Source organism: Streptomyces sp. PTL18, from assembly GCF_059510295.1.
In genome coordinates this window covers 376424-401840 of sequence record NZ_JCAJZO010000005.1, presented here as the reverse complement: position 1 = coordinate 401840, position 25417 = coordinate 376424, and the positions used below count along the sequence as shown (strand labels likewise).

Genomic DNA, 25417 nt, shown 5'->3' with positions numbered 1-25417 from the left:
GGTGAACTGCGTGCCTGGCTTTCCGTGGGGTTATTCCGAACCCCTTCCGACGCTGGTCAAGCTAGCCCCGAATTATGTTCGCCGGTGTGCGCGGCGCGACCGGAACCGCCCGTACGTGTGACGCCGTTGGGGCGAAACGGGTGTCGTGATCCTGTGACAGAAGTGTAATCATAGGGGTATCTGGGGCTGCTGTGGCGTTCCGGCTTCCGCCTCGGGAGTCGGGGGCCTACGGTGGCGGCATGGCACCCCATCCCGCACCCGATGCCGAACCCGAGGACTCCCCGGAGCGTTACGTGGGCCTGGAGGCCGAGCAGGCCGAGCGGCTCGCCCGAGAACGCGGCTGGCGCACCGTGCGCTCGCTGCCGCCGGGCTCGGTCATCACCATGGAGTACCTCTTCGGCCGGATCAACTTCGAGGTCGAGGGCGGCAGGGTCAAGCGCTCCTGGAAGGGCTGACCGAACCGTCCGGCACCCATGGACGAGGGCCCCGGAAACCGCCATGGAGCCGGGGCCCTCGTCATGCGGAGAGGTGTGCGTACCGCTCCCCGGGGCGTGCCCTGCTCAGCCGCCCGCCAGGGGCCGGGCCGAGGTGGTGCCGCGCGAGACGCGGTCCGAGTGCGGCGGGCGGCGGCTGCCCACCGGGGTGACCGGGGTGCGCTCCGCCCGGGTCAGATGCGGTCCCGCGGCCAGATACACCGGTGAGCGGGGAGCGCGGGAGGCGGTCACCGGCTCCCGCAGCGGCGCGGACTCGCCCGCGGCGGCGCGCGGGGTGACGACCGGCGACGGCGTGCCGACCGGGGCCGGAGCGCGTGCCGGCACGGCGCGGCGGCTGCGCAGGCGGTCCCGCAGCGCCAGGATGCGCACCTCGGCGGCGGCGATCGGCGACTCGAACCAGGGCAGCGCCAGCAGGATCATCAGGCCCGCGGCCCAGCCGAGGAGCACGTCGCTCAGCCAGTGCGTGCCGAGGTAGACCGTCGTCAGCCCGACACCCAGGGAGGTCACCGCGGAGAGTGCGGACAGCCAGCGTCTGGCGCGCGGCGTGGAGGCCAGATAGGCGAGGATGCCCCAGGTCACCACGGCGTTCGCGGTGTGACCGGAGGGGAATATATCGCCGCCCCGCCACATCTCGTTCGACCCGATCACGGTCGCGTAGTGCGGGCCGAGACGTCCCATGCCGTACTTGGCGGCACCGACCGTGATGTTGAGCATCAGCAGTGCCGTGGCCAGCGTGAGCAGGGGGCGCAGGGTGTGCTGCCGCCAGGAGCGCCAGCCGAGCCAGGCCGCGACCATCACCGCGGTGGGGCCGCGCTGGCCCAGGACCACGTAGTAGTCGAGGAACGCGTGGATCTGCGGCCACTGCTGGTACGGCCGGAAGAACATGACCTGCCAGTCGAGCCGGACCAGCCAGGAGGAGACGACGACGGCCCACACGATCGCCAAGTAGAAGGCCAGAGTCGCCGAGAAGAGAACCACTCGGTGCCGGCTCATCCTGGGCACGTCGATGTGCGCCGGTCGGCCCGGCTCACGGTCCAACCGGGCGAAGACCCGCTCCCAACGGCTCAGCTTTGGTTCGGTACGCACTCAATCGACGTTACAGCGGGTGAGGTGTGAACCCGCCCGAAACACTGGGGTCGTGATGACGATGTGATGTGGGATTCCTCTCAACAGGACGTTTATTTCAACGGATTTCGCAATCGGCTGCGAGGAGCCGCCTTCAATTCCATTGATCTTCGGGCTACGCGTTTTATGGGCATTGACTATTCGTTCACCGAACGCTGGCGCTCAATTCCCCGGCCGATCACCGGCCGTCGCGGAGCGGATCACGGCGGACCCGAGCCGTTCAGCCAGAACGCTCCGTAGACGGCCGACGCCAGCGCGGCACCGCCGAGGACGGCCGCCGACCTCCCGGTACGCCCGCGGGCGAGAGCCCGGGCCAGGGGCAGCAGCAGGGGGAAGGCGGGCATCAGGAGGCGCGGCTTGGAGCCGAAGTAGCTTGCCGCGCCCAGGGCGAGTGCCGTCACCACACCCGTGTACACGAGCAAAGGCAGCGGCTGGCCCTGCCGTACGCACACCACGTACAGCCAGACGATCAACGCGACCCCGGCCACCAGACCCACGCCGGCCGGCACCGCGGCCGGCGACGTGAACCGGGCGGCGGCGAAGCGCGCGAAGGCGTAGCCACCGTCGAAGCCGTTGCGCCAGCCCGCCTGGACGTCGAGGTAGCCGAGCGGGCCCCGGCCGGTGCGATGACCGACCCACAGGACGTACGCGGCGGCGCCGACCGGGGCGAGGAGCGTCCCCAGCACCCGGCGGACAGCGGTGCCGGGCCGCCGCTCCGCCGCCGGCGCGCCCCGGTCGCGCACGGACGCGTGGATGGCCGCCATCCACACGGCCGCGACGACGGCCGCACCGACCGGGCGGGTCAGTCCCGCCAGCGACGCGAGCACGCCCGCACTCACCCAGCGCTCCGTCAGCACCGCGTACAACGCCCAGGCGGCGAGCGCCGTGAACAAGGACTCGCTGTACGCCATCGACTGCACGATCCCGACCGGCAGCACCGCCCACACCAGCGCCGCGCAGACCCCGACGCGGCGCCCGTACACACGATCCGCGACAGCGAAGATCCCCCAGGCGGCGGCGAGCGAGGCGAGCGTGGAGACGGCGAGGCCCGCGTCGGCGTACGACAGGGGGGTGAGCGCCGCGCCGAGCCGCTCCAGCCAGGGCAGCAGCGGGAAGAACGCGAGGTTGGAGTGCACGTCGCCGTTCGGCAGCCGGACCTCGTAGCCGTAACCGAGTGCGGCGACCCGGGTGTACCACAGCGCGTCCCAGCGGGCGTTCAGCAGCGTGTGAGGACTCGTACCGCGCGCCGCGCTCCACACGGCGAGCACGACGAGCCCGAGGGCGCGCACCGCGGCGTACCCCACCAGGGCGGGCACGGCCCGGCGCACGGTGCCGGTGGGGGGAGGCACCGGGCGCGTTGCAAGATCGGTCACGCGCTCGATTATCGGTGCCGTACGGAACCGGAGCGGTTCCACCGGCGTGGCGGAGCGAGCGGGCGTGGTACATACCACACCCTCTCCCAGGGGAACGTGAGAGGTCTGCCACGCGACGGCCGGGGGAACTCGCGTACGCTGACCACTCACTCGCTTCGTTGCGTGGGCCCGGAGTACCGCTCCTCCCGGCCGCTCCCGCGGGGACGTCCCCACCCCGTGCGTCCGCCGGAGCGAGGGACCATCTGGGAGGTACGTACATGTCCGGGACGACCACGGCCGCCGCTCGGCTGCGCCGTAGGACGGCCGGGGCCGGTGCCAACCGCTGGGTCGTGCTCGTCGTCCTCTGCGTGAGCCTGCTGCTCGTCGCCCTCGACGCGACCGTGCTGCACGTGGCGATGCCCGCCGTCACCGAGGACCTCAAGCCCGGCGCGATAGAACTGCTCTGGATCGTCGACACCTATCCACTCGTCTGCGCCTCGCTGCTGATCCTCTTCGGCACACTCGGCGACCGGATCGGCCGCAGACGTGTCCTGCTGCTCGGCTACGGGCTCTTCGGTGTCGCCTCCGGCGTCGCCGCCCTCGCCCAGGACGCCCAGGTGCTGATCGCGGCGCGGGCGCTGCTCGGCGTGGGCGGCGCGATGATCATGCCGGCGACCCTGTCCCTCCTCCGCCAGGTGTTCCCCGACCGGCGCGAGCGGGCGCTGGCGATCGGCGTCTGGAGCGCGGTGGCCGCCGTGGGCGCTGCGGTCGGTCCACTCCTCGGCGGCTTCCTGCTCGAGCACTTCTGGTGGGGTTCGGTCTTCCTGATCAACATCCCGCTGATGCTGGTCAGTCTGCCGGTCGGACGGCTGCTGCTGCCCGAGTCGAGAGGGGAGCGGGACGGGCCGTGGGACGTGGCCGGTGCGCTGATGGCGGCGGGGGGCCTCTTCGGGCTGGTACTCGCGGTGAAGCGGCTCGGCGGCGGGCAGCCGCCGTTCAGCCCTGCCACGCTGCTGCCGCTGCTGGTGGGCGCGGCCCTGCTGGTGGGCTTCCTACGGCGGCAGCGATGCCGCGCACACCCCCTGGTGGACCTGAGGATGTTCGCGCGTCCGGCGTTCAGCACATCGGTGGGGTGCATCGTGCTGGCGATGCTCGCGCTGGTCGGTCTGGAGCTGATCGCGGCGCAGTACCTGCAACTGGTGCTGCGTCTGTCGCCGCTGCAGACGGGCCTCAGGCTGCTGCCGCTGACGTTCGCGGCGATGGCGGCGGGCCTGGTCGGCTCCCAGTTGCTGCACCGGTTCGGCCCGCGCCGGATGGTCGCGTTCGGCTTCTGCCTCACCGCCGCTGCGGTGCTCCTGCTGACGGCGATGGGCGCACAGGACGACCCGGCACTGCTGCTGTCCGGTTTCGTCCTGCTGGGCTTCGGCCTGGAGACCACGCTCTTCGGTGCCTACGAGTCGATGCTGAGCGAGGCCCCGCAGGAGCAGTCCGGTGGCGCGGCGGCGATCGGCGAGACGTCGTACCAACTGGGTGCGGGCATCGGGATCGCGCTGCTGGGCAGCGTGATGAACGCGGCGTACGCCCCCGGGCTGTCCTCGGTGCCCGGCGTCCCACCGCACGCCGCACGGGCGGCGGGGCACTCGCTGGGAGAGGCCTACGAGGTGGCCGACCGGCTGGGCGGTGCACGGGGCGACGCACTGCGCCACGCCGCCCGGGACTCCTTCGTGCACGGCCTGCATGTGACGCTGCTGGTGAGCGCAGGGCTGCTGCTGCTGGGCGCGGTGATGGCGGTGAGGCTGCCGCGGGTGATGCACTGCGAGGCACCTTCGGCGGTGCCGACGTCACGCGAGTCCGCCGACACGCGCGTCTCGGCGTAGCCGGGGCCGGGCGGGCACCCGGTACTGGACGCGGAGCGCACCGCGTCGTAGCGTCGGCCCCGTCCCGTCCGACTAGCGCTGCTAGTTTTCAGTTCACGGAGGCTGCCCCCATGAACGCGTCATCGACGTCGCCGTCCTTCGACCCGGCCGACCCGCTCGGGATCGACGACCTGCTGGACGCCGAGGACCGTGCCATCCGCGACACCGTACGGAGCTGGGCGGCGGACCGTGTGCTGCCGTACGTCGGTGAGTGGTACGAGAAGGGCGAGCTGCCCGACATCCACGAGCTCGCCCGTGAGCTCGGCGGCATCGGCGCCCTCGGCATGTCGCTCAGCGGCTACGGCTGCGCCGGAGCCAGTGCCGTGCAGTACGGGCTCGCCTGCCTGGAGCTGGAGGCCGCGGACTCCGGCATCCGGTCCCTGGTCTCCGTGCAGGGCTCCCTCGCCATGTACGCCGTCCACCGCTACGGCAGCGAGGAGCAGAAGCAGCAGTGGCTGCCCCGCATGGCCGCCGGCGAGGTCATCGGCTGCTTCGGGCTCACCGAACCCGACCACGGCTCCGATCCGGCCTCGATGCGGACGTACGCCAAGCGCGACGGCACCGACTGGGTCCTCAGCGGCCGCAAGATGTGGATCACCAACGGCTCCGTCGCCGGGGTGGCCGTGGTGTGGGCCAGGACCGACGACGGCATCCGGGGGTTCGTCGTCCCCACCGGCAGCCCGGGCTTCTCCGCCCCCGAGATCAAGCACAAGTGGTCCTTGCGCGCCTCTGTCACCAGCGAGCTGGTCCTGGACGACGTACGGCTGCCCGCCGACGCCGTACTTCCCGGTGTCCAAGGGCTCAAGGGCCCGCTCAACTGTCTCTCCCACGCCCGCTACGGGATCGTGTGGGGTGCCATGGGGGCCGCCAGGTCGTGCTTCGAGGCCGCCGTGGAGTACGCGAAGAGCAGGGAACAGTTCGGCAGGCCGATCGGGGGGTTCCAGCTCACCCAGGCCAAGCTCGCCGACATGGCGGTCGAACTGCACAAGGGGATTCTGCTCGCCCACCACCTGGGGCGGCGCATGGACGCGGGACGGCTCCGTCCCGAACAGGTCAGCTTCGGCAAGCTCAACAACGTACGCGAGGCGATCGAGATCTGCCGCACCGCGCGCACGATCCTCGGCGCCAACGGGATCTCGCTCGAGTACCCCGTGATGCGGCACGCCACCAACCTGGAATCGGTGCTCACCTACGAGGGCACCGTGGAGATGCACCAGCTCGTGCTGGGCAAGGCGCTCACCGGGCTCGACGCCTTCCGGTGACCCGGGGCCCGGGAGCGGGCAGGGCCGGTGGGGCGGCCCTGCCTCAGCTCTGGTTGAAGAAGCCGTCCGTGGTACGGCTCGCGGCGTCGCCGCTGACGATCTCCGTGTTCGCCGGGGTCAGCAGGAAGACCCGGCTGGAGACACGGTCGATCGAGCCGCGCAGGCCGAAGATCAGACCGGCCGCGAAGTCCACCACGCGCTTGGCGTCGCCCGGCTCCATGTTCGTGAGGTTCATGATGACCGGGACCCCGTCCCGGAACAGCTCGCCGATGACCCGGGCGTCCCGGAAGCTGTCCGGGGTGACCGTGCCGATCCGGCGGCCCTTCTCCTCCGCCGTGTCGGAGGCGACCCTGACGCGCGGGTCGGTCACCCAGGCGTCGCCGGTCTCCTGGTCCTCGGCGTAGTCGTCGTCGTAGTAACGCTCGTCATCGTTGTCGTCGACGAGGCCGAGCCAGGCACTCGCCTTGCGCACCGATCCCATGGACGCCTCCTCTCACAGCGGTCCTTTTCATGCCTTCCGCAACCCCATGGTCGTCCATGATGCGGATGTGGCGCCAAGGGGATAGACGCCGCGCGGGGGTTTCGTGACGGTACTGGTGCACAGCGGATCCGTCGAGAGGCCGTATGCCCCAAGAGTTCGGCCTCAGACGCCTGCTGACTATGAGTGAAATACGATTTGTCGCGGCGTCCGGGTGACGGCGGGTGCGTACGGGTGAACGAGGTGGCGGACAGGCTGCCGCGGCTCAACGTTTTGCGACCCACGGGGGAGTGTCGTGTTCGGAATGGTCCGGCCCTGTCGTCACCGGATGAGCGAGGGCCTGCGGGCCCAGTGGACGGCGCACCTGTGCGGGCTGTGTCTCGCGCTGCGCCGGGACCACGGGCAGCTCGCGCGCCTCGTCACCAACTACGACGGCCTGCTGGTCTCCGTTCTGACGGAGGCTCAGGCCGCGCGGACCGCCGGGCGGCGCACCGCCGGTCCCTGTCCGCTGCGCGGCATGCGCACCGCGTCCGTCGCGCGGGGCGAGGGGGCGCGGCTCGCGGCCGCCGTGTCGCTGGTGCTCGCCGCCGCCAAGGTGCGCGACCACGTGGCCGACGGGGACGGGCTGTTGGCGCGCGCGCCGGTGGCGTTCGCCGCGCGCCGGGTGGCCGCGAACTGGGGCAGGGCCGGGGCCCGTACCGGCTCCGACATCGGGTTCGACACCGCCGTGCTGGTGGACGCCGTGGACCGGCAGGTGGGCATCGAGGCGCTCGCCGGGCCCGGCACTCCCCTCCTGGCCGTCACCGAACCGACCGAGACCGCCACCGCCGCAGCCTTCGCGCACACCGCGGTCCTCGCCGGGCGACCCGGCAACACCGCACCGCTCGCCGAGGCCGGCCGGTTCTTCGGGCGGCTTGCGCACCTGCTGGACGCCGTGGAGGACCGCGGGGCGGACGCCGCGTCGGGCGCCTGGAACCCGCTGACGGCCACGGGTACCCCACTTCAGGAGGCCCGTCGCCTCGCTGACGACGCGCTGCACGGGATACGGCTCGCGCTGCGGGAGGTCGAGTTCGGCGACGGGCGGCTCGCCCACGTCCTGCTCGTCCACGAGCTGCGGCGCTCGGTGGACCGGGCCTTCGGCACGGAGTCCTGCGGGCACGACCCTCAAGGCGCCTTCGGCCCACCGCGGCAGAACGGCCCGTACACCACGGAGGACCTCTCGAAGCCCGGCAAGCGCGGCCTCCTCGCCGGCTGCGCGGTCGCCGTGGGGCTGTGCTGCAGCTGCCGGGTGTGCTGCGCCGACGAGTTCGAGGGGCCGTGGTCACGGAAGAGGCGAGAGGGATGGTGCAACGACTGCGACTGCGACTGCGACGATTGCGGCGACTGCTGTGAGTGCTGCGGCAACTGCTGTTCCTGCGGCGACGGATGTGACTGCGGCTGCGACTGCTGATGTCCGTCACGTGAACAAGAAGCATGATCTGGTGACCGGTGCGCCATGGAAATCGTTGGCGAGGGGCAGAACGATTTTCTGCCCCTCCGACCATTCGTCCTCCATATAAGGCACTTAAGGCACTTCATCAGTGGACGTCACACCCCCCACCACCCGCGCCAGAATGCTGAGGTTCCTCGTCCTCGCCCTGGCCGTCCTGCTCTCCCTGCTCGGCGCGGCCGCCGCCCAGCAGATCTCCGAGCACCGCGACGCGGCCGTCGCCGCCGACCACGCCCATCTGGAGATCGCCCTCCAGGGGCTCGTCCACGAGCTGCAGAAGGAGCGCGGGCTGACCGCCGGATACGTCGGCGGCGTAGGGCAGTTCGGCCCGAAGCTGCTTGCGCAGCGCAGAGCCACCGATGCCGCCCGCGCCGGGCTGGACCGGGTGCTGCGGGGCCGCGACGATGCCGCCGCCGACTCCGTGCGCGCGTCCCTGCGACGGCTCGACGAGCTCACGGTGATCCGCCGGCAGGCCGACGACGGCACCGGCGCCGTCCAGGCGACCTTCGCCTCCTTCAGCGCCGGTATCGCCGCCCTCGACCGGCTCGAGCTCGGCCTCGGCGACGTGTACGACGTCCAGGTGCGCGCCGTCTGCCAGACGCTCCACATCCTCGGTGACGCCAAGGAGTCCACCGGCGAGGAGCGCGTCCTCGTCCTGGGTTCGCTGCGCGCCGGACGGTTCCACGGCGACGACTACAGCCGCTTCCTGCAGCTCCGCGCCGCCAGGCTCGCCGCCCTGGAGAGCTTCCCGCGCTATGCCACCGCCGCCCAGCGCCGGCGCCTCAAGGCCGCGCTCGGCACACCCGAGGCCGAACGCGCCCTCACCTACGAGAACGTCGCCGTGCACGCGGACGGCCGCCTCCGCAACGGCGGCATTCCTCCGATGGCCTGGTGGGATTCCATGACCTCCACCGACGACGGACTGCGCGCGGTGCAGATCTCGCTCGGCAGGGACGTGGAGGAACGCGCCGCCACGCTGGAGCACGCCGCCCAGCGCGATCTGCTGCTGCTCGTGCTGTTCGCGTTCGGCACCGTGGCCGCGCTCAGCCACCTCGCCCTCGACTGCCTGCGCTCGGTGCAGCACGTCACCCTCGGCCTCGCCGCCGGGCAGGCACTCCTGCGCCCAGCACCTCTGGCCGCCGGGCAGGCATTCCCGCGCCCGGCGTCGCTCGGGGGCGGGGGCGGGGGCGAACCGTTCAGTTCTCCGGTTCCGGAGGCGAGAGCCGCGACCTGCTGATCGCCGAGTCGAACCTCAGCCCGGGCTGCTGAGCGACCGCGTACCGCGGGCGGTTGATCCCGGTCCTGGCCGCTGATCCCGGTCCTGGCCGCGACCGGGCATCGGTGCCGCTCGTTCCCGGCCCCTCGACGCCGAACCGGTCGCCCACCGGCACGCGGCCGGTGTCGTCGACGGCTTCGCCCTCACGCCCGCCGAGCCGCGCCGTGACCTGAAGCGGCTCGTCAACGGCACGGTCGCGCTGCGCCAGCACCGCGGCCTGTTCCGCACCTTCCATCCGGGCAGCACTGCAGGGAGCACCCGGACCTGCCCCGGCCCGCCCACCGGTACGTCGTGACCGGGGAACGCCATGACGCCACGCCATGACGCCACGTCATGACGCCGCGCTCTGTCCGACGCCGTCCGCGGAACGGGTTCCTCCGATCGGGCGCCGCCGATGGGTTCTTCCTCGTACCCGCATCCCACCACGCTGCGCTCGCACCCCGGGCACACGGATCCCGTGTGGAAGGGTTGACCACATGACGACGGACGCATCCGACGAGTGGAAACAGTGGCACGAGCACCGCACCGCACAGGTGTCGGAGCCGTACGGGCCGCTCGCGTTGACCGGTACCTACTGGCTCGACGATTATCCGGATGGTCATATTCCGGAGATTCCCGGACGGTGGACGGATGACGGTGACGCGGTGGTGCTGACGGCCGGTGAGGCCGACGGACTGACGGTCGACGGGCGGCCCTTCACCGGTGAGGTCCGCCTGGACCCCGGTGCGGGGCCGGTGAGCGCGGCGCGCGTCGCGGCCGGCGAGCGCCGCCTGGTCGTCCTCGCCCGCGAGGGCGCGCGGGGCGTGCGTGACTACGACCCGGCCGCCCCGGCACGCCGGACCTTCCGGGGCATCGATGCCACACCGTACGATCCGCGCTGGTCCGTCGAGGGGCACTTCACCCCGTACGGGGAGAGCCGCACCGTACGCGTCGAGAACGCCGACGGACGTCATCGCGGGCTCGGCCTCGGCGGAGTGCTCGCCTTCACCCTCGACGGACAGGACCTGACGCTCCAGGTGTCGGTCGAGGGCGACGGCTCGCTGTGGGCCGTGTTCGCCGATGCCACCAGCGGGGACACCAGTTTCCGCTTCCGGTTCCTGCGGCCGCCCGCGCCCGACGCCGAGGGACGCACGACCGTGGACTTCAACCGCGCGCTGCTGCCGCCCTGCGCCTTCGCGCACCACTTCATCTGCCCCTTCCCGCCCCCGGGCAACACGCTGGGCGTCGCGATCGAGGCGGGGGAGCGCGCCCTGCTGTAGACACAAAGCGCCACAGGGCCGCTGTCAACCCCTATGAGCCATAGAGAGGTTAAAGACCGCACGGCCGAAAGGCGCCCTTGCGCCCTTCGGCCAGGCGGCCGAATACTCCCCCACAGCGCTTGTCAGGGGCACGGCGTGTCCGGAATCCGGATGGCACGGCCCCCGGCTGCGACTCACGGGCCCCATCCCCCACGTGGGCCCCCGACTTCCCTTGGAGGGGAACGACAAGTGAGGATCAAGCGCACCAACCCCACGAGCGGCCTCGCGAGACGGACCCGGCTGATCGCCGTGGCCACCGGGCTCCTGGCCGCCGCCGCGTTCACGGTCCCCAGCGCGAACGCGAGCTCCGCACAGACCTTCAGCGCGAACCGGCTGGCCAAGGCGAGCGACTCGGTGCTCAAGGCCGATGTCCCGGGCACCGCCTGGGTCGTCGACCCGAAGACGAACCGCGTCGTCGTCACCGTCGACAGCACGGTCTCGAACGCCGAGATCGCCAAGCTCAAGCAGGAGGCCGGCGGCAACGCCGGCGCCCTCACGATCGAGCACACCCCGGGCAGGTTCAACAAGCTGATCTCCGGCGGCAACGCCATCTATGCGAGTAGCTGGCGCTGCTCGCTCGGCTTCAACGTCCAGGACAACAGCGGGAACTACTACTTCCTGACCGCCGGTCACTGCACCGACGGCGCGGGCACCTGGTGGTCGAACTCCTCGCACTCCACCACGCTCGGCACCACGGCCGGCTCCAGCTTCCCCGGCAACGACTACGGCATCGTGCGCTACACCAACAGCTCGGTGACCAAGTCGGGCACGGTGGGCAGCGTCGACATCACCAGCGCGGCCACCCCGTCCGTCGGCACCACCGTCTACCGCCGCGGCTCCACCACCGGCATCCACAGCGGCCGCGTCACCGCGCTCAACGCGACGGTGAACTACGGCAACGGGGACATCGTCCACGGCCTCATCCAGACCACGGTCTGCGCCGAGCCCGGCGACTCCGGCGGCCCGCTGTACTCCAACAGCGGCATCGCCTACGGCCTGACCTCCGGCGGCAGCGGTGACTGCACCTCCGGCGGAACGACCTTCTTCCAGCCGGTCACCGAGGCCCTGAGCGCCTACGGCGTCCACGTCTACTGACACCGAAGGACACCAAGGCCCTTCGAGCCGGCCCATCCGCACGGCCGACCTGCATCCGGCGGCAGGCGAGCCCCCGTACGCGACCCGCGTGCGGGGGCTCGTCCTTGTCACGTCACCGGCCTGCCGTCGAAGCGGCACCAGGCACGCACCTGATGCGCCCACTTCGGACCCCGGGTGCCGGCATGGTCGAGGAGCCGCCGGCGGTGGCGGCCGAGAAGAACTCGACGCCGGGGCCCGCCCTTCCCGGTCGAGCTGCTCAAGGTCCCGGAGCGGGCGCAGCGGCCGGTGGCGCCGCCTCGGCCGCACGCTTCTTCTGGCTTGAGTCCGGACCCTGGAGGGATGGATTCCGGACAGGACCGGACCATGACGGCTGCGCGGGGACCCTGGGCCGACCTGTGGGACGGGGATCGGGGGCGCGGGAGGTTCCCGCCCCCGCTGCCGACGGCGTCCTGCGCCCGCGCGCCGGGAGAAGGAACTCTCATGTGTGGTGGTTCATCCCTGTTTGTGCATATGAACCGCCGGGGAGGATGATCGTACGGGAGTTCGAAAATTGGTCTATGGTGGGGGCGAGGGGGATGGGAACAGACGTTCGAGAGCTGCTTGGGTGGCTCATGGGTACGGGAGGTGCGTGTGCCGGGTTTCACGCATCTGCACACCGCCTCCGGGTTCTCCCTGCGGTACGGCGCCTCGCACCCGGAGCGGCTGGCCGAGCGTGCCGGTGAGCTGGGGATGGACGCCCTCGCCCTCACCGATCGGGACACCCTGGCGGGCGCGGTCCGGTTCGCCAGGGCATGCGCGGCCGCCGGTGTCCGGCCGTTGTTCGGGGCGGAGCTGGCGGTGGCGGAGTACGAGCCCGCGCGGCGGGAGAGGCGCCGCACCCCCGTGCGCGGTGGTGCCTTCGTCGACGAGTCGACACCCCGCGCGGTCTTCCTCGCCCGGGACGGCGCCCGCGGCTGGGCCGCCCTGTGCCGCCTGGTCTCCGCCGCCCACGCGCACGAGGGCAACCCCCTGCTGTCCTGGGCCGACAACCACGCCGACGGCCTGACCGTCCTGCTCGGCCCGGATTCCGACGTGGGTCGTGCCCTCGCCGCCGGGCGCCCCGACCGCGCGGCGAAGCTGCTCGCACCCTGGCGGGAGGTCTACGGCGACGCCCTGCGACTGGAGGCCGTCTGGCACGGCCGCACCGGCACCGGACCCGGCTCGCTGCGCCTGGCCGCCCGCACCGTCGCCTTCGCCGCCGAGCAGTGCGTCCGGCCCGTGCTCAGCAACGCCGTCCGGTACGCCGACCCGGGGCTCGGCCCGGTCGCCGACGTCCTGGACGCCGCCCGCCGCCTGGTCCCCATCGACCCCACCAAGGAGCTGGACTCCGGCGAGGCCCGGCTCAAGGACGCGGGCGCCATGTTCGAGATCGCCGAGCGGGTGGTGGAGGCGGCCGGCTTCCGCCGGGACACCGCCCACCGTCTGCTGGAGCAGACGCAGGCCACCGCCGCCGAGTGCCTGGTCGACCCCGAGGACGACCTCGGCACGGGCACCGTCCACTTCCCCGAACCGCACCTCGTCGGCGCCGGCCGCCGCACCGCCCAGCGCACGCTCGCCTCCCGGGTGGCGGCGGGCATGGTGCTGCGCGGCTACGCCGGCCGCCGGGACTACTGGGAGCGGATGCACGAGGAACTGGACATCATCGCCCACCACGGCTTCGCCTCCTACTTCCTCACCGTCGCCCAGGTCGTGGACGACGTACGGACGATGGGCATCCGGGTCGCGGCGCGCGGCTCCGGCGCGGGCTCCCTGGTCAACCACCTGCTCGGCATCGCGCACGCCGACCCCGTCGAGCACGGGCTGCTGATGGAGCGCTTCCTGTCCAAGCGCCGCACCGCCCTGCCCGACATCGACATCGACGTGGAGTCCGCGCGACGCCTGGAGGTCTACCGGGCGATCATCGGCCGGTTCGGCACCGAGCGGGTCGCCACGGTCGCGATGCCGGAGACGTACCGGGTCCGTCACGCCATCCGTGACGTGGGCGCCGCCCTGTCCATGGACCCCGCCGAGATCGACCGCATCGCCAAGTCCTTCCCGCACATCCGCGCCCGCGACGCCCGCGCCGCGCTGGAGGAGCTGCCCGAGCTGAGGCGACTGGCGGGAGAGAAGGAGCGGTACGGCCTGCTCTGGGAGCTGGTCGAGGCCCTGGACGCCCTTCCGCGCGGGGTCGCCATGCATCCGTGCGGGGTCCTGCTCTCCGACGCCTCCCTCCTGTCCCGTACGCCGGTCGTGCCGACCAGCGGCGAGGGCTTCCCCATGTCGCAGTTCGACAAGGACGACGTCGAGGAACTGGGGCTGCTCAAGCTCGACGTGCTCGGGGTGCGGATGCAGTCCGCGATGGCGCACGCCGTCGCGGAGGTGAAGCGGGTGACGGGGAAGCGGATCGACCTGGACTCCCTCGCACCGGGCGACCCGGCGACGTACCGGCTCATCCGTTCCACGGAGACGCTGGGCTGTTTCCAGATCGAGTCGCCGGGCCAGCGGGACCTGGTCGGACGGCTCCAGCCGGCCACGTTCCACGACCTGGTCGTCGACATCTCCCTCTTCCGGCCCGGCCCGGTCGCGGCCGACATGGTGCGGCCGTTCATCGAGGCCCGGCACGGACGGGCTCCGGTCCGCTGTCCGCACCCGGATCTGGAGGAGCCGCTGAAGGAGACGTACGGCGTCGTCGTCTTCCACGAGCAGATCATCCACATCGTCGACATCATGACCGGCTGCGGGCGGGATGAGGCGGACCAGGTGCGGCGCGGGCTGTCCGACCCTCGGGCGCAGGGGCGGATCCGGGTGTGGTTCGCACAGCAGGCGGCGGCGAGGGGGTACGACGCGGAAACGATTCAGCAGACCTGGGAGATCGTCGAGGCGTTCGGCTCCTACGGCTTCTGCAAGGCGCACGCGGTCGCCTTCGCCGTCCCCACGTACCAGTCGGCGTGGCTGAAGACCCATCACCCGGCCGCCTTCTACGCCGGCCTGCTCACGCACGACCCCGGGATGTACCCGAAGCGGCTGCTGCTGGCGGACGCGCGGCGCCGGGGCGTGCCGATCCTGGCGCTGGACGTGAACAAGTCGGGCGTCGCACACCGTATCGAACTGGTGTCTGAATCGCTTGATTCCGCCGGACGTTGGGGCCTGCGCCTCGCCCTCTCCGACGTGCACGGCATCAGCGAGGCCGAGGCCGAACGGATCGAGACCGGGCAGCCGTACGCCTCCCTGCTCGACTTCTGGGAGCGGGCCCGGCCGAGCCGCCCCCTCGCCCAGCGGCTCGCCCAGGTCGGCGCGTTGGACGCGTTCGGCGCCAACCGCCGTGACCTGCAACTGCACTTGACCGAACTGCACCGGGGCTCCCGGGGCGCGGGTGGCGCCCAGCTCCCCCTGGCCGGTGGGCGCAGGACCGCGCCGGCCGGGCTGCCCGACCTGACCCCCCAGGAGAAGCTCAGCGCCGAGCTGGGCGTGCTGTCCATGGACGCCTCGCGCAACCTGATGGACGACTACCGCACGTTCCTCGACGAACTGGGCGTGATCTCGGCGCGCCGGCTGCGCGACGCACGGCACGGTGAGACGGTGCTGGTCGCGGGCGCCAAGGCGGCCACCCAGACCCCGCCGATCCGCTCCGGCAAGCGGGTCATCTTCACCACGCTCGACGACGGCACGGGCCTGGTCGACCTCGCCTTCTTCGACGACTCCCACGACACCTGCGCCCACACCGTCTTCCACTCCTGGCTGCTGCTGGTGCGCGGGGTGGTGCAGCGGCGCGGACCGCGCAGCCTCAGCGTGGTGGGCTCGGCCGCCTGGAACCTCGCCGAGCTGATGGAACTGCGGGCGGAGGGCGGCCTCGACGAGGTGGCGGCGCGGTTGGCGGAGCCCGCAGCGCACCCGCAGGACGGCGGCGACGGCGACGCGGCGAAGGGTCGGCGCATCCGGATGCCCACGGGGTACGAGATGAACCCCTGGGCCGACATGCGTCCCGCGGGCGAGGGCCCGGCGGGCGGAAGGAAACTGTGGCACCAGAGTCCGGGGAGTGCGGGATGACCATCCTCTGCGTACGTTTCCAGCTGCCCGAGCTGTACGAGGCGGCCCTGCCCGGGCTGCTCGGGCTCCTCGAGGAGTTCACACCCGTCGTCGAGGCGCTGCCGCCCGACACCGCGCTCGCCGACCTCGGGGGAGCGGAGCGGTACTTCGGGCGGGACGCGGTCGAACTGGCCAGGCTGATCCGCGTACGGGCCCTCGCGCACCACGGGGTGGACTGCGCGATCGGGGCCGGACCCGGGCCGATGCTGGCCCGCATGGCCCTCGCGGAGGCGGCGCCCGGCGAGACCCGGGCGGTGCCCGGCGACCCGGACGCCGTCACGGAGTTCCTGGCCGACCGCCAGGTCCGCGCGCTGCCCGGGGTCGGCGGCACGACCGCCCGCACCCTCGCCGAGTACGGCCTCGACACCATCGGCGGGCTGGCCGCCGCACCCCTGTCGACGGTGCAGCGGCTCGTCGGCGCCCGGATCGGCCGCGACCTGCACGAGAAGGCGCACGGCATCGACCGCGGCCGGGTCGTACCCAACGCCGTCACGCGTTCGCTGGCCACCGAACGCACCTTCCAGCGCGACGAGTTGGACGCGGACCGGCACCGCCGTGCCCTGCTGTCCGCCACCGAGGAACTGGGCGCCCGGCTGCGCGCCGTGGAGCGGGTCTGCGGCAGGCTCACCCTCACCGTGCGCTACGCCGACCGCTCCGCGACGACCCGTACCCGCACGCTCACCGAGCCGACCGCCCACTCGGCGGCGCTCGCCGCCGAGGCGTACCGCATGTACGAGGCGCTCGGCCTGCAGCGCGCCCGTGTCCGTGCGGTCGCCCTGCGCGCCGAGGACCTGACCTCCGCCGAACACGCGGCTCACCAGCTCATGTTCGACCCGGTGGACGAGAAGGTCCGCCGCATCGAGGAGGTCGCGGACCGGGCACGCGCGAAGTTCGGGCCGCGGGCGGTGATACGGGGGGCGCTGGCCGCCTAGGCGTCAGCTCGCCCACGGGGGCGGGTTCGCCTTCGCGCGACTCGCCCCGGACGGGGCGACCGTCACCGAACTGGCCGCCCTCTCGGGGTGACCAAGCAGGCCGCCAGCCAGTTGGTCGAGGAGATCGTGCGGAAGGGGTATGCGGAGCGACGGCCTCACCCCGGGGACGCGCGGGCGCGGCTGATCGTGTTGACCGAGCGGGGGTGGGCCTGCACCCGGGTTCCCTCCAGCGCCAGTTGCTGCGTATCTCCCCCTATGGGCCGATCAAGCCCGTCTGGTGATGCTTCGTCTCATGTGTTCAGGGCGCTATCAGGAATCGCGACCCCGTTCAGCCGACACTGGAAGTTTTTACTGACGCGTAACTTCACTTGTCACCTACTCGTCCGTAACTTGACGAGTGAACAGCATCCCGTGATCCGGATCACAGGGCGCAAGGTCATCGCTCCTTCCCCGAGCCGCAAGGAGATCACCCGATGCTGCCCTGGAAACGCCTGCTCAGACCCCTTGCCGCACTGCTGCTGGCCACCGCGGTCGCCGTCGTCCCCGCCGCCACCGCCGAAGCCGCGCCGAGATGGGGGTCCCCCCTGCTCGAGCGAAGCCGAGAGCTTGCGGGAGGTTGGAACGACTACTCCTGCAAGCCGTCCGCCGCCCATCCCCGCCCGGTCGTCCTCGTCCACGGGACCTTCGCGAACTCCGTCGACAACTGGCTGGCCTTCGCGCCCTACCTGGAGACCCGCGGCTACTGCGTCTTCTCCTTCGACTACGGTCAACTGCCGGGCGTCCCGCTCTTCTACGGCCTCGGCCCCATCGACAAGTCGGCGGAGCAGCTGTCCGCCTTCGTCGACAAGGTGCTCGCCGCGACCGGCGTCGCCAAGGTCGACATCGTCGGTCACTCCCAGGGCGGCATGATGCCCCGCTACTACCTCAAGTTCCTCGGTGGCGGCGCCAAGGTGAACGCCCTCGTCGGCATCGCGCCCGACAACCACGGCACGACCCTGGACGGCCTCACCAACCTGCTGCCGTACTTCCCCGGCGCGCAGGATCTTCTGTCCGCGGCCACGCCCGGGCTCGCCGACCAGGTCGCCGGGTCCGCCTTCCTCACGAAGCTCAACGCGGGAGGCGACACCGTGGCCGGCGTCCACTACACGGTCATCGCCACCAAGTACGACGAGGTGGTCACGCCGTACCGCTCCCAGTTCCTGAGCGGGCCCGACGTCCACAACGTGGTGCTGCAGGACCTGTGCGGGGTGGACCTCTCCGAGCACGTGGCGATCGGGCTGGCGGACCGGATCGCCTTCCACGAGGCGGCCAACGCCCTCGACCCGGCCCACGCCACCGCGACCACCTGCGCGTCGGTGTTCAGCTGAACGTTCCGAAGAAGCCCGCCGGGGCCTGTCCGGCCTGAGCCGCCGGACAGGTCCCGGAGTGAGGGGCGAACAGCAAGCTAGCCCCAGGGAGCCGTGAAATCGCCTGTTCGGGGCCGCTGCTGGAGATCCTTATGGTCCCGTTAAGGGCGTGCTGAATCTGCGATCAGGGAACGACCCTGTCCGCGACCAGGAAAGGGCCGTCCGGCCCTGAAGGACGCCGCCGCGGACGTCACTTCCCGGTCAGGCAGAACGGATGCCCGGCCGGGTCGGTGAGGACCCGCCATCCGCCGTGGTCCGGCTGGTGCCCCGGTTTGCCGGCGCCCGACTCCAGCAGCAGTGCCTCCGCCTGGTCGAGGTCGTCGACCGCGAAGTCGAGGTGGATCTGCTGCGGCACGGACTGGTCCGGCCAGCGCGGGGCCCGGTAGTCGTCGACCCGCTGGAAGCCGATGAAAAGCCCGTCGTCACGGGTGAGTCCGGCGAAGTCGCCGTTGGATTCGGGGTGGAGCTCCAGCCCGGTGGCCCGCTGGTAGAACGCGGCCAGCGCCAACGGGTCGGAGCAGTCGAGTGTGATCGCTGTCAGTCTCATCTGCGGGGGCACGCCACCTCCGTGACCGTTGTTGCGCCCCTGGGTCAGCCGTCCGGCCACCAGATGCGGGCGATGTCCTTGCGGACCTCCGGACGCTCCGTGGGGCGCTCGTCGGCTTCCTCACGCGTCCGGCGGGAGTCGGTCCTCTTCAGGGGCTTGTGCACGGTCACTCGGCGCATGGCTGCCTCCTTGTGCCTACTGGGTCCCGCGTTGGCGCGGGGGTAGGCCCTTTCGGCGAGGGTTCCTCATCGGTCGAGGTATGTCTGTGGCGGCTGTCACGATTCGACTGTCAGTGGCGGCCGGCACCCTGTTGCCATGAACCGCGACATCAACACGGATATGACCAGGAACATGGCCAGGAACAGCGGGGTCCAAACCTCGGCGGGCGCGGACCCCGGCGTGGACTGGGACGCCGAGGCAGCCACCTTCGACGCCGAACCGGACCACGGACTGCGTGACCCCGCGGTGCGCCAGGCCTGGGCCGCCCGGCTGGGGACGTGGCTGCCGCGGCGGCCCGGCGAGGTGCTGGACCTCGGCTGCGGCACCGGCAGCCTGTCTCTGCTCGCCGCCGAACAGGGACACCGGGTGACAGGGGTCGACCTGTCACCGGCCATGGTCGCGCGTGCCCGCGCCAAGCTCGCCGGCCGCGACGCGGTGTTCCTGGTCGGCGACGCGGCGACGCCACCAGTCGGCGAACAGCTCTTCGACACCGTCCTCGTCCGCCATGTGCTGTGGACCCTGCCCGATCCCGGCCGCGTCCTGCGCCACTGGCGGGGACTGCTCCGGCCGGCCGGCCGGCTGGTGCTGGTGGAGGGGGTGTGGGGGACGGTGAGCCCGGCCGGCATACCCGCCGACCGCCTGACCGCCCTGCTCGCGCCCCTCGTCCGTGACGTACGCGTCGAGCGGCTGTCGGACGACGCGCGGCTGTGGGGGAGGGAGGTGGACGACGAGCGGTACGCGGTGGTGGCGGTCGTCTGAGGGGCGGCTCGGTGCACGGTCAGCGCAGCAGGGCCTCGAAGCCTTCCGCCCTGGCCAGGAGTTCGAGCTGGTCCAGGGCGCGCACGGCGGCCGCCGCGGCCGCCGGGTCCCTGTCCGCCAGGCCGCTCGCCGCGAACTCGTCCTCGTCCAGGCGCAGTACCGCGGTGCCGTCCGCCGACCGCCACAGGTCCAGGTCGAGGTCCTCCACGACGAGTTCCGAGCCGGCGACCGCGGCGGGGCGGGTGATGTCGCAGTACCAGCCCTTGAGCGTGCCCTGCCCGTCCCTGACCTCCTTCACCGAGTACCACCGGTCGCGCCAGTAGTACTCGGTGAAGACGTCACCGGGCTCGAACCGTACGAAGCCGAAGTCACGGGCACCGCCACCCGCCCAGGGAGCCCGTACGACGACCCGGGTGCCGTCGTCGTGCAGCAGTTCGGCGCGATAACGGATCTTCGTCCGACCCGCCTTGACCAGGACCACCTCGAGGCGGCGTGTGGCATCAGGCGAATTCACGGACATGGCGCACCTCCGTGCCGCAGATCTCGTAACCGAACCACTTGTTGATCGCGATCATCGGGCCGTTGCCCGCGTCGTTGCCCGTGAACGCCTCCGTGAACCCGGCGGCGCGGGCGCGGTGCAGGGAGTGGTTCTTGGCGAGCTTGGCGAGGCCCCGGCCGCGGACGGCACGGGCGGTTCCGGTCATCACGGTGCCGATGGAGGTCCCCCCGCTCGAGCGAAGCCGAGAGTGGGGGAGGGCGGCGCCGTCGGTGCGGGCCGCGCTGAAGGCGGCGGGGCGGCCGTCGACCACGGCCACCGAGGTCAGCTCGGGGCTGAAGAGGGGGTGGCGCCAGGTCTCTTCCAGCCAGGCCTCGTAGTCGGTGAACTCGTAGTCGATGTCGCTCGGCTCGTCGGACATCGTCTCCGCGTCCAGTTCGAACAGCGGGCGGGGATCGTCGGCGAAGTCCGCGCCCGTGCGCAGCTCGACGCCCGGCGGCGGGTCCTCGAGCGGCGGCAGGGTGCCGTTCGCCAGGTCCAGGCGGAGGAAGTGGGCGGAGCGGCTGCCCCGGTATCCGTGCCGCTGGGCGAAGGCGCGGTTGCCGGGCTCGTCCAGGACCCAGGAGAAGAGCCGGGTGGCGCCCACGGAGGCCAGGTGCTCCTCGGCGGCGCGGACGAGGAGCGAGCCGGCGCCGCGGCGGGTGCGTTCCGGGTGCACGTAGACGTTGATGTTGCCCTGGCCGGGCTCCCGGCTCCCCTGGGCGAGGTGGACCTGGGCCGTGCCGATGACCTCGCCGTCCTCCTCGGCCACGAGCGGCCGGTAGTGGGCGTCGGGGTGCATGTGGGCGGCGTCGTAGGCGATGGACTCCGGGGTGAACAGGATGAACGGGAGGGCGAGTCGCCGGACCCGGGCGAAGCCCTCGGTGTCGGCCCGTACGTCGGGGCGGAGGTCGCGCACGATCACTGTCATGGGGGCGCACGGTATCCGGGCCGGGCGCGGGGGTGCCTCTCATTTTCCGGCGGGTGCGGGAGAATCGGACCGTGACCTTGAAGATCCGCATCGATGGGAGCGCGCCGCCGTACGAACAGGTGCGGGCGCAGATCTCCGAGCAGGCCCGGGCCGGCGTGCTGCCGGTGGGGTACCGGCTGCCGACCGTACGGGGGCTGGCCGAGTCCCTCGGCCTCGCCGCGAACACGGTGGCGAAGGCGTACCGGGCGCTGGAGGAGGACGGGGTGGTCGAGACGCGGGGCCGCAACGGCACGTTCGTGGCCGCCGCCGGCTCGGCCGCCGAGAGGGAGGCAGCGGTGGCCGCACAGGCCTATGCCGAGCGGGTGCGGCGGCTGGGGCTGGCCGAGGACGCGGCGCTGACCGCCGTCCGGGACGCCCTGCGGGCGGCTTACGGGGACTGACCGGTGTGGGTGTCTTGTGGGGTGTGCGGGGCTGACGGGTGCGGGTGCCCCGCGCGGGGACTGAGCCGTGTGGTTGGCTGCCGGCCGGGTCCACAAGGCGGCGGGGGAGAGTTCGGCACCTCCCCACTGCCTCAACGGCGTGGCGACCCCGACTCCGCCGTCGTGGCTGATCGCCGTTGCGGGCGGAAAAGGGGGGACGCACCGCTGCGGCGGGAGACATCACGTCGTTGCCGTACCCGTGGCCGGGGCGGGCAGCTGCCGCGGCGTGCGGGTCACCCGCATGCCCGCCGTGGTCGCCACATGCGCGAACACCGTCGCGTCCAGGACCGCGGCCGCGTGCGGGTCGTTGTTGAAGTAGGCGTACACGTCCACCTCCTCCGGCCACGCCGCCTCGATCCGCTGGACCCACGTGGTCAGGGCCCGGCGGCCGTAGCGGGGCCACGTCCGGGCCCGTCCCGTGTGGAAGCGGACGTAACCCCAGTCCGTGGTGCGCCACAGCGGGGTGACCGGGCGGGAGAGGACGTCGGCCCAGCACAGGGCGGCGCCGCGTGCCTCCAGTACCGCGCGCACCTCGGGTGTCCACCAGGAGTCGTGGCGCGGCTCGACCGCGACCCGGGCGCCGGGCGGGAAGCAGGCGAGGCAGTCGTCCAGGAGTGCCGGATCCACGCGCAGGGTGGGCGGGAGCTGGAGCAGGACCGGCCCCAGGCGGCCGGCGAGCCCGGCCGCGTGGCTCATCAGGCGGTGCACCGGCTCCTCGGGCTCCCTGAGCCGTTTGATGTGGGTCAGATAGCGGCTCGCCTTCACCGCCACCACGAAGTCCGCCGGCACCCGATCCCGCCAGGCCTCGAACGTCTCCCGCGTCGGCAGCCGGTAGAACGCGTTGTTGATCTCCACCGTGGCGAACCGCGTCGCGTACTCCTCCAGCCACAGCCGCATGGGGACGTGCGCCGGGTACAGGACGCCCCGCCAGTCCCGGTACTGCCACCCCGACGTGCCGACGAACAGGGTCATACCTCCATCAAAGCACCCCTCGTGGCCCGCTACAGATACAGCCCGGCGCCCGCCCCCGCCCGCTGGTCCGGCACCGATGTCGGCGACGTGCCCCGTCGCAGCGCGTACAGCTCGGCCAGTGTCGCCCCGTCGCGGCCCACGCCCTCCTCGCGACCCAGCCAGCTCACCGCCTCCGTGCGGGTGAGCGGGCCGACCTCGATACGGGCCAGGCAGCGGCCGGGGCGGACGACGGCCGGGTGCAGGCGCTCCAGGTCCTCGTTCGTCGTCACGCCCACCAGCACGTTGCGGCCCTGCCCCAGCAGTCCGTCCGTCAGGTTCAGCAGGCGGGACAGCGCCTGGCCCGCCGTGTGCTTGGCCTCGCCGCGGATCAGTTCGTCGCAGTCCTCCAGCAGGAGCAGCCGCCAGCGACCCCTGCCCGCCATGTCCTCCTCGCCGATCGCGATGTCCATCAGATAGCCGACGTCGCTGAAGAGCCGCTCGGGGTCCAGGACGCAGTCCACCTGGCACCAGTCCCGCCACGAGCGGGCCAGCGTCCGCAGCGCCGAGGTCTTGCCCGTGCCCGGCGGGCCGTGGAGCAGCAGCAGACGGCCTGCGATGTCCTCCGGGGTCGTCTTCATCAGGCCGTCCATGGCGTCGGCCACCGGCGCCGTGTAGTTGGGGCGGACCTCCTCCCACGTGCCCGCCGAGATCTGCCGTGTCGTACGGTGCGGACCGCGCCGCGGCGACACGTACCAGAACCCCATCGTCACGTTCTCCGGCTGTGGTTCGGGCTCGTCGGCCGCGCCGTCCGTGGCCTCGCCCAGCACCTTCTCCGCCAGCTCGGCGCTGGTCGCGGTGACCGTGACGTCCGCGCCCCGGTTCCAGCGGGAGACCAGCAGCGTCCAGCCGTCGCCCTCCGCGAGCGTCGCGCTGCGGTCGTCGTCGCGGGCCACCCGCAGCACCCGGGCGCCCGGCGGCAGGAGTGTGGCTCCGGACCGTACGCGGTCGATGTTGGCCGCGTGCGCGTACGGCTGCTCGCCCGTCGCGAAGCGCCCGAGGAACAGCGCGTCGACGACGTCGGAAGGGGAGTCGCTGTCGTCGACGTTGAGCCGCACCGGCAGAGCGTCGTATGGGTTCGCAGGCATGCCGCCATGATCCGTCACGGGACCGCCTGGTGCATCCGCTTTCCGTGGTCCGCCGGATGTGTCGCCTCTGTCCCCGTGTGCGGTTTCCGGATCGGACCCTTCCGGTACGGGCTGTTACCGGGCTGTCGCACACCGAAATCTGTCCGCGGGTCAAGGAGCGCCGTTAGGGTGGCCCGTGATGGGACGTCATGGGTGGAATTCGGGGGAACGGCGGTGGCGCCTCACCGCACTGCTCGGCGCGGCCGTGGCCGCTCTGGCCCTGGTGGTCACCCTGATCAGCACACTGCCCGGGAACGGCGCGGGCATCCGGGGCACCACACGCGACGGCGACAAGGTGCACGGCACACCGGTCGACCCGCCAGAGGTGACGAGGCCGGACGTCGGCTGGGGCTTCACGCACACCCAGTACAGTGCCGACGAGGGCAGCGACGCCGCCGTCGAGCGCGTCGAGGGGCTGCTGTCCGGGGCCGGGCTGCCGCAGAACCAGCACATCATGGGATGGGGCGCCGACAATCCCGAACCGGTCGAGGGCCGCTACGACTTCACGGCGATGGACCGCCGTATCGACTTCGTCCGCAGGACCGGTGGCGCGCCGGTCGTCACCCTGTGCTGCGCCCCGGACTGGATGAAGGGCGGCAAGGCGGGGGCCGGCAACACCGACTGGAGCCGGACCGCCCTCGAGACCGCCCCCACCCGCGCCCACTACAAGGACTTCGCCGCCCTCGCCGCCACCGTCGCCAGGCGCTACCCGGACGTGCGCCACTTCATCGTCTGGAACGAGTTCAAGGGCTTCTGGAACGACTCCGAGGCCCGCTGGGACTACGAGGGCTACACCGAGCTGTACAACCTGGTGTACAAGGCGCTCAAGCAGGTCGACCCCAAGATCATGGTGGGCGGGCCGTACCTGGTCATGGACAGCGTCGCCCCGCGGCAGAAGCAGAACGCCTCCACCGCCCTGCGCGGCCCCTGGGGCGCCATGGACCAGCGGATCATCGACGCCTTCGGCTACTGGAACACGCACAAGGCGGGCGCCGACTTCGTCGTCGTGGACGGCTCCAGCTACACCGACGACGACGACCTGCTGCCCGACGAGTTCGGCGCGACCGACAAGTTCACCGCCGTCAGCGCGTGGGTGCGGCGGCAGACCCACGGCCTGCCGCTGTGGTGGGCCGAATACTACGTCGAGCCCGCCGACCGCGACGACGAGCGCAAGGGCTGGACCGAGGACCGTCGCGTCGCCGTCCAGGCCGCAGGGATGATCGCCCTGGTCAAGGGCGGCGCGTCCTCCGGCTTCTACTGGAACCCGGAGGCCGAGAAGGGCACCGGCTGCCCCGGCTGTCTGTGGACGCCGACGGACACCGCGGGCGGCGGCCGGGCCCTTCCGATGTACGGCCTGGTGTCCCGCTTCTCCAAGGAGTTCCCGCCCGGGACCTCGTACCGTACCGTGTCCGTCGCCCCGGAGGACGCCCCCGACGTCCGGGTCCTCGCAACCGGCAAGGTCGTCCTCGTGGTGAACACCCTCGGCCGCACGATCAGCGCCCAGGTCGACGGCAGGAGGTTCGACATGAAGGCGTACGAGGTGAAGTGGCTCCGGCGCTGAGCCGTCAACCGCCGCACCCGAGCC

General features: G+C 72.0%; 22 protein-coding genes and 2 pseudogenes. 15 read left to right on the top strand and 9 right to left on the bottom strand.

Going from position 1 to position 25417, the window contains the following annotated elements:
• The first annotated feature begins 239 nt into the window (after window positions 1–239).
• A complete protein-coding gene (locus tag AC5WS8_RS12995; RefSeq protein WP_496103487.1) occupies window positions 240–455 on the top strand; it encodes an I78 family peptidase inhibitor in 216 nt (71 codons plus the stop codon).
• A gap of 105 nt (window positions 456–560) precedes the next feature.
• On the opposite strand, the gene AC5WS8_RS12990 is transcribed toward AC5WS8_RS12995, so the two are convergent.
• Both AC5WS8_RS12990 and AC5WS8_RS12985 read right to left on the bottom strand, forming a co-directional pair.
• On the bottom strand, window positions 561–1580 hold the full coding sequence (locus AC5WS8_RS12990; protein ID WP_496103486.1) for a phosphatase PAP2 family protein: 1020 nt from the start codon (window positions 1578–1580) through the stop codon (window positions 561–563).
• Between the two features lie 239 nt (window positions 1581–1819).
• On the bottom strand, window positions 1820–2992 hold the full coding sequence (locus tag AC5WS8_RS12985; protein WP_496103485.1) for a glycosyltransferase family 39 protein: 1173 nt from the start codon (window positions 2990–2992) through the stop codon (window positions 1820–1822).
• 257 nt (window positions 2993–3249) lie between these two features.
• Here AC5WS8_RS12985 and AC5WS8_RS12980 point away from each other — a divergent pair, with 257 nt between their 5' ends.
• On the top strand, window positions 3250–4848 hold the full coding sequence (locus AC5WS8_RS12980; RefSeq protein ID WP_496103484.1) for an MFS transporter: 1599 nt from the start codon (window positions 3250–3252) through the stop codon (window positions 4846–4848).
• A 110-nt stretch (window positions 4849–4958) separates the two neighbouring features.
• A complete protein-coding gene (locus AC5WS8_RS12975; protein WP_496103483.1) occupies window positions 4959–6149 on the top strand; it encodes an acyl-CoA dehydrogenase family protein in 1191 nt (396 codons plus the stop codon).
• Window positions 6150–6192: 43 nt separating this feature from the next.
• Here AC5WS8_RS12975 and AC5WS8_RS12970 read toward each other — a convergent pair whose 3' ends face one another.
• Entirely contained in the window at window positions 6193–6630 is a 438-nt protein-coding gene (locus tag AC5WS8_RS12970) for a cell division protein SepF (protein ID WP_496103482.1), read from the bottom strand.
• Between the two features lie 292 nt (window positions 6631–6922).
• On the opposite strand from AC5WS8_RS12970, the gene AC5WS8_RS12965 reads away from it, so the two are divergent.
• From AC5WS8_RS12965 to AC5WS8_RS12925, 9 genes and pseudogenes are all read left to right on the top strand, one after another.
• Complete coding sequence (locus AC5WS8_RS12965; protein WP_496103481.1) at window positions 6923–8077, top strand: DUF5685 family protein; 1155 nt, start codon at window positions 6923–6925, stop codon at window positions 8075–8077.
• A 130-nt stretch (window positions 8078–8207) separates the two neighbouring features.
• Window positions 8208–9353, top strand: coding sequence for a nitrate- and nitrite sensing domain-containing protein (locus tag AC5WS8_RS12960; RefSeq protein WP_496103480.1), 1146 nt, complete (start codon window positions 8208–8210; stop codon window positions 9351–9353).
• Between the two features lie 112 nt (window positions 9354–9465).
• Window positions 9466–9716 (top strand): annotated as a pseudogene (locus tag AC5WS8_RS12955) (LLM class flavin-dependent oxidoreductase); the annotation flags it as partial.
• Window positions 9717–9868: 152 nt separating this feature from the next.
• A complete protein-coding gene (locus AC5WS8_RS12950) occupies window positions 9869–10651 on the top strand; it encodes a DUF1684 domain-containing protein (RefSeq protein WP_496103479.1) in 783 nt (260 codons plus the stop codon).
• Between the two features lie 228 nt (window positions 10652–10879).
• The gene (locus tag AC5WS8_RS12945; RefSeq protein ID WP_496103478.1) at window positions 10880–11785 is read left to right on the top strand and encodes a S1 family peptidase; all 906 of its coding nucleotides are present in this window, start codon (window positions 10880–10882) and stop codon (window positions 11783–11785) included.
• A gap of 630 nt (window positions 11786–12415) precedes the next feature.
• Window positions 12416–15850 (top strand): DNA polymerase III subunit alpha, encoded by a 3435-nt coding sequence (locus tag AC5WS8_RS12940; protein ID WP_496103477.1) that lies wholly within the window; start codon window positions 12416–12418, stop codon window positions 15848–15850.
• A complete protein-coding gene (locus AC5WS8_RS12935) occupies window positions 15847–16821 on the top strand; it encodes a DNA polymerase Y family protein (RefSeq protein WP_496103476.1) in 975 nt (324 codons plus the stop codon). The genes AC5WS8_RS12940 and AC5WS8_RS12935 overlap by 4 nt, the downstream gene beginning before the upstream one ends.
• Window positions 16822–16843: 22 nt before the next feature.
• Window positions 16844–17102: pseudogene (locus tag AC5WS8_RS12930) on the top strand (MarR family winged helix-turn-helix transcriptional regulator); the annotation flags it as partial.
• A 192-nt stretch (window positions 17103–17294) separates the two neighbouring features.
• A complete protein-coding gene (locus AC5WS8_RS12925; RefSeq protein WP_496103475.1) occupies window positions 17295–18188 on the top strand; it encodes an esterase/lipase family protein in 894 nt (297 codons plus the stop codon).
• A 229-nt stretch (window positions 18189–18417) separates the two neighbouring features.
• On the opposite strand, the gene AC5WS8_RS12920 is transcribed toward AC5WS8_RS12925, so the two are convergent.
• Window positions 18418–18774 carry a VOC family protein gene (locus tag AC5WS8_RS12920; protein WP_496103474.1) on the bottom strand — a complete coding sequence of 119 codons (357 nt, stop codon included), beginning with the start codon at window positions 18772–18774 and terminating at the stop codon, window positions 18418–18420.
• 44 nt (window positions 18775–18818) lie between these two features.
• A complete protein-coding gene (locus AC5WS8_RS12915; RefSeq protein ID WP_103840696.1) occupies window positions 18819–18953 on the bottom strand; it encodes a hypothetical protein in 135 nt (44 codons plus the stop codon).
• Between the two features lie 172 nt (window positions 18954–19125).
• Here AC5WS8_RS12915 and AC5WS8_RS12910 point away from each other — a divergent pair, with 172 nt between their 5' ends.
• Window positions 19126–19752 carry a class I SAM-dependent methyltransferase gene (locus tag AC5WS8_RS12910; RefSeq protein WP_496103539.1) on the top strand — a complete coding sequence of 209 codons (627 nt, stop codon included), beginning with the start codon at window positions 19126–19128 and terminating at the stop codon, window positions 19750–19752.
• A gap of 19 nt (window positions 19753–19771) precedes the next feature.
• Here the strand turns inward: AC5WS8_RS12910 and AC5WS8_RS12905 are convergent, their stop codons facing one another.
• Window positions 19772–20272, bottom strand: coding sequence for a ribonuclease FAU-1 family protein (locus AC5WS8_RS12905; protein WP_496103473.1), 501 nt, complete (start codon window positions 20270–20272; stop codon window positions 19772–19774).
• Window positions 20253–21218 (bottom strand): GNAT family N-acetyltransferase, encoded by a 966-nt coding sequence (locus AC5WS8_RS12900; protein WP_496103472.1) that lies wholly within the window; start codon window positions 21216–21218, stop codon window positions 20253–20255. The genes AC5WS8_RS12905 and AC5WS8_RS12900 overlap by 20 nt, the downstream gene beginning before the upstream one ends.
• 71 nt (window positions 21219–21289) lie before the next feature.
• Between AC5WS8_RS12900 and AC5WS8_RS12895 the strand changes: the two genes are divergently transcribed.
• Window positions 21290–21658 carry a GntR family transcriptional regulator gene (locus AC5WS8_RS12895; protein ID WP_496103471.1) on the top strand — a complete coding sequence of 123 codons (369 nt, stop codon included), beginning with the start codon at window positions 21290–21292 and terminating at the stop codon, window positions 21656–21658.
• A gap of 219 nt (window positions 21659–21877) precedes the next feature.
• On the opposite strand, the gene AC5WS8_RS12890 is transcribed toward AC5WS8_RS12895, so the two are convergent.
• The gene (locus tag AC5WS8_RS12890) at window positions 21878–22669 is read right to left on the bottom strand and encodes a DUF72 domain-containing protein (RefSeq protein ID WP_496103470.1); all 792 of its coding nucleotides are present in this window, start codon (window positions 22667–22669) and stop codon (window positions 21878–21880) included.
• 29 nt (window positions 22670–22698) lie between these two features.
• The gene (locus tag AC5WS8_RS12885) at window positions 22699–23793 is read right to left on the bottom strand and encodes a DUF5925 domain-containing protein (protein ID WP_496103469.1); all 1095 of its coding nucleotides are present in this window, start codon (window positions 23791–23793) and stop codon (window positions 22699–22701) included.
• 178 nt (window positions 23794–23971) lie between these two features.
• On the opposite strand from AC5WS8_RS12885, the gene AC5WS8_RS12880 reads away from it, so the two are divergent.
• Complete coding sequence (locus tag AC5WS8_RS12880; protein ID WP_496103468.1) at window positions 23972–25393, top strand: GH39 family glycosyl hydrolase; 1422 nt, start codon at window positions 23972–23974, stop codon at window positions 25391–25393.
• The last annotated feature ends 24 nt before the right edge of the window (window positions 25394–25417 follow it).